This is a genomic window from Candidatus Rhabdochlamydia sp. W815 (assembly GCF_018642185.1).
Lineage (GTDB): Bacteria > Chlamydiota > Chlamydiia > Chlamydiales > Rhabdochlamydiaceae > Rhabdochlamydia > Rhabdochlamydia oedothoracis.
This window is the reverse complement of the sequence record NZ_JAAVTY010000072.1, coordinates 1-7748: the sequence shown is the minus strand read 5'-3', so window position 1 is coordinate 7748 and position 7748 is coordinate 1. Positions and strand designations below refer to the sequence as shown.

Here is a 7748-nt window from a genome sequence, read left to right as displayed (position 1 = left end):
TCTCCTTGTGTTTGATTGTTAAAAATCACAATAGAGATTCTTTCATCGCCTGCCTATTCTTTTTTTAATTCTTCTGTGCACTTCAAACTTGAAAAGACTAGTCTTGTTAAAAACTAAGTAGCTCTTTATTTTTGATGCGTCCTTTAAAAATATACTAATCTTATTTCAAATTAAGAATAACCTCTAAACGACATATGGATGCGATTATGATTAAAGTATTTGGAAAAAATCTATGTATTTCCCAACCTATAAAGCTTATTTCTAATATATTTGAATATACGCACTCTAGATAAGAGTAATTTGTGAATTCTTCACTTAAGATGTGTTGTGCTATTTTTCTTATTAGCACTTCTTGGATTTTTGCAGAACAAAATTCTTTTTGCCTAGAAAAATTTGAAGAAAACTCTCTTTTTCATGATCTAGAATTAGTAGGAAAAATTTATGAAGAGATGCCTGATAAGCTCCCTTTTATCTATAACTATTCAGCATTAGGAGGTTATTTTCATATACCTTCTGCACGTATGGATGCAATAGGCACTTTAGCAGCAAATATAACCTCCTCCTCCTCTTTTCAAATTTACAGTGTTGGGTTTCAATTTTTTGATCGGATTCAAGTATCAGCTAATTACCATATTTACAAAGGCATGAAAAAACAAAACACAGCTAGAATAGCAAATATTAAGTTGGGATTGATTCAAGATGATTTTACGTATGTTCCATCTCTTGCTATAGGCATAGATGATTTTATCGGGGTAGGGAGTGTTGATTCCTCTTATATTGTGATGAGCAAGCAGCTTCTTTCTCTCAATTTAGAATGTTCTTTGGGATGGGGCAGAAAAAGATTACAAGGGATATTTGCAGGAATATCTTGGAGCCCATTTAGAAAAAGCAAAAAGGCATTTCTGAAAAATCTCTCACTTATCGCTGAATATGACTCTGGTAGTAATAAGTCACACTCTTTAAAGAGAAAAATAAATACAGGTCTTGTATTTTCAGCAGGTGATTATTTTCAATTTTCCATTGCAAGTCTAAGAGGAAAAGAAGTAGCTGTATCTGGTTGTTTGCAATTTCCTCTAGGGTTGAACCAAAAAACAAAACCGCAAGATCCTTGTTTATATGTATCGCCCGTCAATACAGAGCCTTTAGGATGTATTCGTAATGAGCAAGACTTTTCTCAAGAAATTGCTTATGCATTAAAGCAGCAAGGTCTTGATTTATATAGAGCAACTCTTCAATACAATGCTTTTGGGGAAAAGCAGCTGTGTTTAAAGATTATCAATACACGTTATCGCGAAGAGTGTGAAGTTAGAGAGAGAATTCAATGTGTTTTAGCAGCTTTGATCCCTTCTGATATTACAAGTATTTTACTGGTTATAGAAGAAGGCGGAGTGAACTGTCAAGCCTATTGTTTTGATAGAAAACTTCTGGGGTTTTGGTATCACAATCAAATAAGCGATTTTGCATATAATGCACTCTCTCCTCTACAAGAAGTTCCAGAGTGTAAGAATTGTTATGAAGAAGCGATTATTTTTCAAAGGCATAAGCCGATTGGAACATTGGTAATACGTCCTCGGATGCTTACCTTTTTTGGTACCAACAATGGCAAATTTAAGTACAACATTGGCGCTATCCTTTCTCCTGAGGGCTATATTAAAGATCAGCTCTACTATAAAATTCAACTGGGTTATTCGGTTGCATCTAGTATGCAAAAAATCACGCAACATCAGAAAAATCCTTCGTATCTACCTATTGTGCGTTCAGATACATTATCCTATTTGCGTCCTAATCGACTTTCTTTAGAAGAGGCTTATTTACAGAAAACCTGGAATTTGGGATATGGATGGTTTTTTCGCACAGCAACCGGTTATTTTGAAATCGCTTATGCAGGAATTGTAGCAGAGTATTTATTTTATCCGGTTAATAGTAACTGGGCAATTGGTTTAGAATGCGCTGCAACTTATAAACGTAGATACCAGGGTATTGCCTTTACCAACCATATAAAACAACTAAAAAAAACAGGATATGTCGAGATTCCTTTTATAGGGATGCAATATTTCCTAGATGTTTATTATGACTGCAAACCCTTACATGTAGATCTGCAAATGAGTGTAGGGCGATTTTTAGCCAAAGAAAGAGGAATTCGCATAGAGTTAGGTCGGTATTTTCCTATTGGATTGCGTTTTTCTCTTTGGATGACTATCACAAATGGTCATGATCGAGTAAATGGAAGAGTCTATTACGATAAAGGCTTTTGTTGTGTCTTACCGCTCGATCTTTTTTTTCCCCGTAGTTCTCGTAACTATCTGGGATTTTCTATGTCGGCCTATCTTCGAGATGTAGGAGCTAGAGCAAAAACAGGGACGCCTCTTTATGATATTTTATATCGCGCCCGTTATAATTACTAGAGCAAATCCTTATCTTCGGAAAATTCTAACTTCTCTCTAACTGTGCTTGGATCTCCTTTTCTATTTGTGAAAAGAGCCCTTTCAACCTCAAAGTACACAAAAAAGAACATATAAATACTTGAAAAAACTGCTCTATAATAGTTTGATTTCAAATTAAAAATTGTATAACTAGGTTTTTTTGAAAAAATTGATCTATCTTGCAAGAAGATGTTATCTTTTATATAAAAATGTTTATACATTCAAACTCTTAATTTGAATGTAAAAGAGTATAAAGCATGTGCTACTTGTGGGTATGTCCACCCTTCATCTAAAAATAAAATAGATTTGATTCTATCGCATAGCCTTTTATCCCGTTCATGGCGATGACGAGCCTTGAGGATGTCTTTTTGGTTTCTTGTTAAGAAGTTCGCTTTTAGTTGCATATGAGCAAAACTTATATCTCAATCCATTAGAAAATTTCAATGAATTTAGTGTTTGAAAAGTCTTTTTTTTAATGCATTTCAGTATATTTCGAGGTTGAAAGGGCCGATGTTAAAGAACGGTTTAAAAAAATATATTGTCAAATTTGATAAAAGTGTTATATCAATGATTCTTATGGAATAAACTTCTGTAAAGTTAACTATTTATAACATTTGAGTATAAGCCTATTCCGTTCAGAATAGTCTTTTGGATGCTTTAACTTGTCTTCTAAGTCAGCTCTCTGGCTAGGGGTCAGTTTTTTCATGCTCAATAGCTTAACACAAAACAAAATATTTTTTTATTCTTCGGAAGCACTATATATGGATTCTAAGCACTTTCTTATCTTAACTAGCATAATTTTTTTTTCAGCTCCTTTGTGGGGAGATACCTATACAGTTTCAAGTGAGGCCGATGCAGGCCCAGGTAGCCTTAGACAAGCTATTTTAGATCTGAATGAGACGGGGAATACAGCTACTAATACTATAACTATAAATAGCGGATTGCCTCCTATTCTGCTTACTAGCAAATTACCTGTTATCCAAAGAACGGCAACGATTACTACTTCTGGAACAGTTCCTCAAATAATTGATGGGAACCAAAATCGTTTATTTGTTGCAAATGCTAATCTAACTATCGAAAATTGCAATATACAAAATGGTGCGGCTATTGGGGGAAATGGAATCTCAGGTCAAAGTAGTGGAGGAGGAGGGGGATTAGGAGCAGGGGGTGGAGTGTATGTAGCTCCTAATACTGTTGTTACTTTGAATAACACCTCTCTTAATAATAATCTTGCACAAGGAGGAAAAGGTGCAAGTGGTTTTCAAAATTTGAAAGGAGGAGGTTTCAGTGGATCAGGAGGAGGGGCTAGTTTTTCATCAGCTGACCCAAATGCTAGTCGGACACAAGGAGGAGGGGATAATCCAGGTCAACATGGATCTATGGGAAACCCAGTAGCAGGAGGAGGAAATAAAGGAGGAAAGGGAGGATTATCAAATCCTGGATTTATCTTCAACGATCTACCATTTAACTTTGTACAGGGAGTTCCAGCTAGAGGTCTAGGCAGGCTTCTAGATGTTATAGGTGGTATTAGTGACATATCTCGTAAATTCATAAATGTTAGCCTAACACCCAACTTTAACATAATAAACGGTCAGTCAGGTAGTAGTTCTGGAAACTTAAGGAGAGGGGGTGGAGACGGTGGAGACGGTGGTTCTACTACAAATGGTATTTATGAGTTTTTGTCAAGTGATGAACCTGTATATACAGGAGAAATAGAAGAAGGAGGCGTAGATGGAGGAGCAGGAGGAATAGGTGGAGCCGGTGGCGGAGGAGGTGGCGGGGCATATGTTGCACAGCCCCCAACTTTATTTGAGCAAGCAGTAAGCCCATTCGAAGATGAAATAGGTTACTCAAAAATACAACTTGTATCTCAACCTGGTAATGGGGGTGATGAGGTAGGTGGTGGTGGTGCTGCAGGTAACCTAAGAAATGGTGGTGATGGTGGTGGTTATGGTAGTGGTGGTGGAGGCGGATCCACATCGGCGTATAGCCTTGCAACCCCAAAAAAAGAACGGGGAGCGACCCCAGGCCTCCCTACTAGAACTTTTGCCCAGACAATAGCGCAACTAGTACCTCTAACGGGTTTTGGTAGTGGAGGTGGAGGTGGTGGTTTTGGAGGAGGCGGAGGTGGCGGAGGAGGCGATTTAACCCTCCTTTCCGGAGAAAAAGTTGAATATATCTCAGGAGGAGGAGGAGGATTCAAATTCGTTGAACCAATAATAATTGTTGTTGGAAGAAAAATTCCTTTCCAGGGAGGGGGAGGAGGAGGCGGAGGTGGTTTTGGCGGTGGCGGTGGTGGTAACGCTGCTTTTCTTCAGGAGGATGTTAAGGACTTCCCTATTTTTGAGGATGGTAGGGTCAGCCAAGGAGGGAAATTTGGAGGAGCTGGTGGTGGTCAGGCTCAACAAACAAAACCTTATGCAGGAAGTGGTGGAGGAGGAGCTGGAATTGGAGGAGCTGTTTTTGTTGGTAACAACGCCCAGTTAGTTATCCAAGACTCGGTTTCTTTAAGTGGGAATCAAAGCCAAGGAGGCGAGCCTGGAACAGATTCTGTCGGATCTGATATTGCTCTACCCGCTGGGCATGGGTTTGGACTTGCTGACGATATTTTTTTACATAGTAACACTAAGTTAGTATTTCAAAATGAGAACTCTTTACTAGCAGATTTTAGTATCCAATCAGATCCAGAAAATTTTCAAAATACAGTGGTTAGAAAAGAAGGTAGTGGCACGGTTACTATGACCTCACAAGAAAACAACTATCGAGGAACTACTGTAATCAAAGAGGGAACTATTGCTATAGCAAGTGATGTGCTGGGATTTCCTACTTCACAGCTCGTTTTTGCAGGAGGAACCCTTGAAGCAACGGATACTTTTTCCTTAAAACGACTTATTATTTTAGATCCAGGGGGAACTATTGCTGTAAATCCTTCTTGTACTTTAACTGTTACAACCCCTTTCGTGGGGGAAGGTTCGCTCACAAAAACAGATGAGGGAACATTGGTTTTACTAGCATTGTTCCCTCCATCGTTCCCTCTTACGGGAAATTTGATCATAGATGACGGAATTGTGATAGGAGACACATCCGGTATACAAAGAGATGTTCTTATTAACAAATTAGGAACTCTAGTTTTTGACCAAAATTTTGAAGGAGTTTACGAAGGTCGAATATCAGGTAATGGTACTCTATATAAAGATGGAATTGGAAGAGTATCTTTTATTGGATCTGATGATTTTTCAGGTAGCACTAATATTATACAAGGGGCTCTTGTTGTTCCTGAGGGAGAGCGTTTTAGCAGCGACTATATTTTTTTAGAGAGTCGTGCCGTACTGAAAAATAATGGAACAATTACTGCAAATCTTCTTTTTACTTATGGCACAACTCTTGGATCTGGAACATTCAATGTAAAGACTATAAATAACAGGGGTCGTCTTCGTTCGGGGAATTCTATTGGAACCCTTACAATCAATGGAAATTATGTACAAGACCCATCTGGTACATTAGGTATAGAAATTGATGCTACAGGAGCAGCTAATCTCTTAAATGTAACAGGAACTGCTACATTGGATGGAAATGTAGATGTCACTCTTAACCCCGGGGTTTACCTAAAAGGAACAACGTATACTTTTCTTACCGCAGGAGCAGTAACCGGGCAATTTAGTAGCTTGTTTGGCGACCCCCTTAATTATACCATCAATTATCTTCCTAACCAAGCCCAACTCTTTTTAACCGCCTCTTCTGTAATTCTAGGTATACCTAACTCCAGCTTGACCGGTAATGCTCGATCTGTAGCAGGTTATCTATTTTGTGATAACTTTGATTTTGCAAATACAGATCTAATTGTAGTAGCTAATAAGTTAATCCAGTTACCGATAAATGAATATACAAAAGCACTTAATAGCTTAACCCCTGCTGCATTTGGATCTCTGCCCTTAGTTGAACTCGAGAACAATTTTAATCTTGCCAATACTTTTTTTGTAGCAGGAGTTGGTCAAAGGTCCTATTGTTATAAAGATATCGATGAACCTACAAATGTTTGGTTTAACCCTTTAGGGTTTGTTTATTCACAAGATGGGCATAAAGAAGCTCCTGGCTTTACAGCTCACACCTATGGAGCTGTAGTAGGGGCAGACCGAGTATTTCTCGATGAGTGGAGCCTGGGCGTAGGGTTTGGGTACTCTCATGCCCAACTTGATTGGAAACATCAGGTAGGCCATGCTCATGCTGACTCCATATACTTAGGTCCTTATGTTAAGTACGACTCTGAAAATTTCTATTTTGATTTTCTGCTTTTAGGAGCAGGGAATTTCTATGATGTGGATCGAAAAATTGTGTTTCCAGGGTTTTCTAGAAAAGCACATAGCGATCCTACTACTTGGAACCTCTCAGAGATTCTCCTAGCAGGGTTTAGATTAGAGCCTTTCGATATAGACAATTTTTTCGTGCAACCTGAGATCAGATTAGATCAAACCAACTCATTCCAAGAGAAATTTAAAGAAACAGGAGCTCAATCTCTCGACCTTTCTGTAAAAGACAAACGCTCTTCCTTCTTACGCTCTTTGGTCAGTATTAAAGTCGTTAAAGAATCATGTGTTAGTGGTTTTTGCTTAGTTCCTAGTATCAATATAGGTTGGTTGAGAACAACTCCTCTAATACGCGGTCATTACGCTTCTAAATTTAGAGAGGGAACATTTTGTAAATCTGATTTTGTAGCCTCTAGTTTTCACCAAACAATTGATCAATTGCTCGTAGGTGCGCAATTTCTTGTTTCCCGCCAAGGAGACATCCAGTTATCTATAGGATATGAAGGGTTTTTTGGAAAAAAATCAACAGTGAATGAAATAAATATGAATGCGTGTTGGAGTTTTTAACTCTTGCTTTTGACCGTCTTATGTAGATGCTTGGAATACCTTTTGCCAATTCCTATATTTGGCTTAGAGCCTGTTTAAAATCTTTTCAAAAGTAGAGCAATAAAAGCAAGAACCACCATATTCAGTCTTGTATGTAACTTTCTTTCGCAATTTTTCCATAGCCTGCGACATTTTTCTATCCACGCAAAAGAACGCTCTACAACCCATCTTTTTAGGAATAACTGTAAAAGTATGCAGTGTATTTCTTTTGGCTATTTCTAATATACATCCTAATATCTCCTGCACACTCTTTGCAAATTTTTCTCCAGAATATCCTCCATCTGCTAAAACACTTTTTACACCGAACAAATTGTTTTTATTTAGTAGTCTTTTCAAGTTTGAAGTGCACAGAAGAATTAAAAAAAGAATAGGCAGGCGATGAAAGAATCTCTATTGTGATTTTTAACAATCAAAC

General features: G+C 37.9%; 3 protein-coding genes and 1 pseudogene. 2 read left to right on the top strand and 2 right to left on the bottom strand.

Annotation, left to right across the window (positions count from 1 at the left end; genetic code table 11):
- Positions 1-302 precede the first annotated feature (302 nt).
- On the top strand, positions 303-2405 hold the full coding sequence (locus RHOW815_RS05585) for a YjbH domain-containing protein (RefSeq protein ID WP_215217347.1): 2103 nt from the start codon (positions 303-305) through the stop codon (positions 2403-2405).
- A gap of 239 nt (positions 2406-2644) precedes the next feature.
- Here the strand turns inward: RHOW815_RS05585 and RHOW815_RS05580 are convergent, their stop codons facing one another.
- The gene (locus tag RHOW815_RS05580; RefSeq protein ID WP_215217346.1) at positions 2645-2827 is read right to left on the bottom strand and encodes a hypothetical protein; all 183 of its coding nucleotides are present in this window, start codon (positions 2825-2827) and stop codon (positions 2645-2647) included.
- A 357-nt stretch (positions 2828-3184) separates the two neighbouring features.
- On the opposite strand from RHOW815_RS05580, the gene RHOW815_RS08860 reads away from it, so the two are divergent.
- A complete protein-coding gene (locus tag RHOW815_RS08860) occupies positions 3185-7294 on the top strand; it encodes an autotransporter outer membrane beta-barrel domain-containing protein (RefSeq protein WP_256439917.1) in 4110 nt (1369 codons plus the stop codon).
- Between the two features lie 74 nt (positions 7295-7368).
- Here RHOW815_RS08860 and RHOW815_RS08610 read toward each other — a convergent pair.
- Positions 7369-7651 (bottom strand): annotated as a pseudogene (locus RHOW815_RS08610) (transposase); the annotation flags it as partial.
- Positions 7652-7748: the final 97 nt, after the last annotated feature.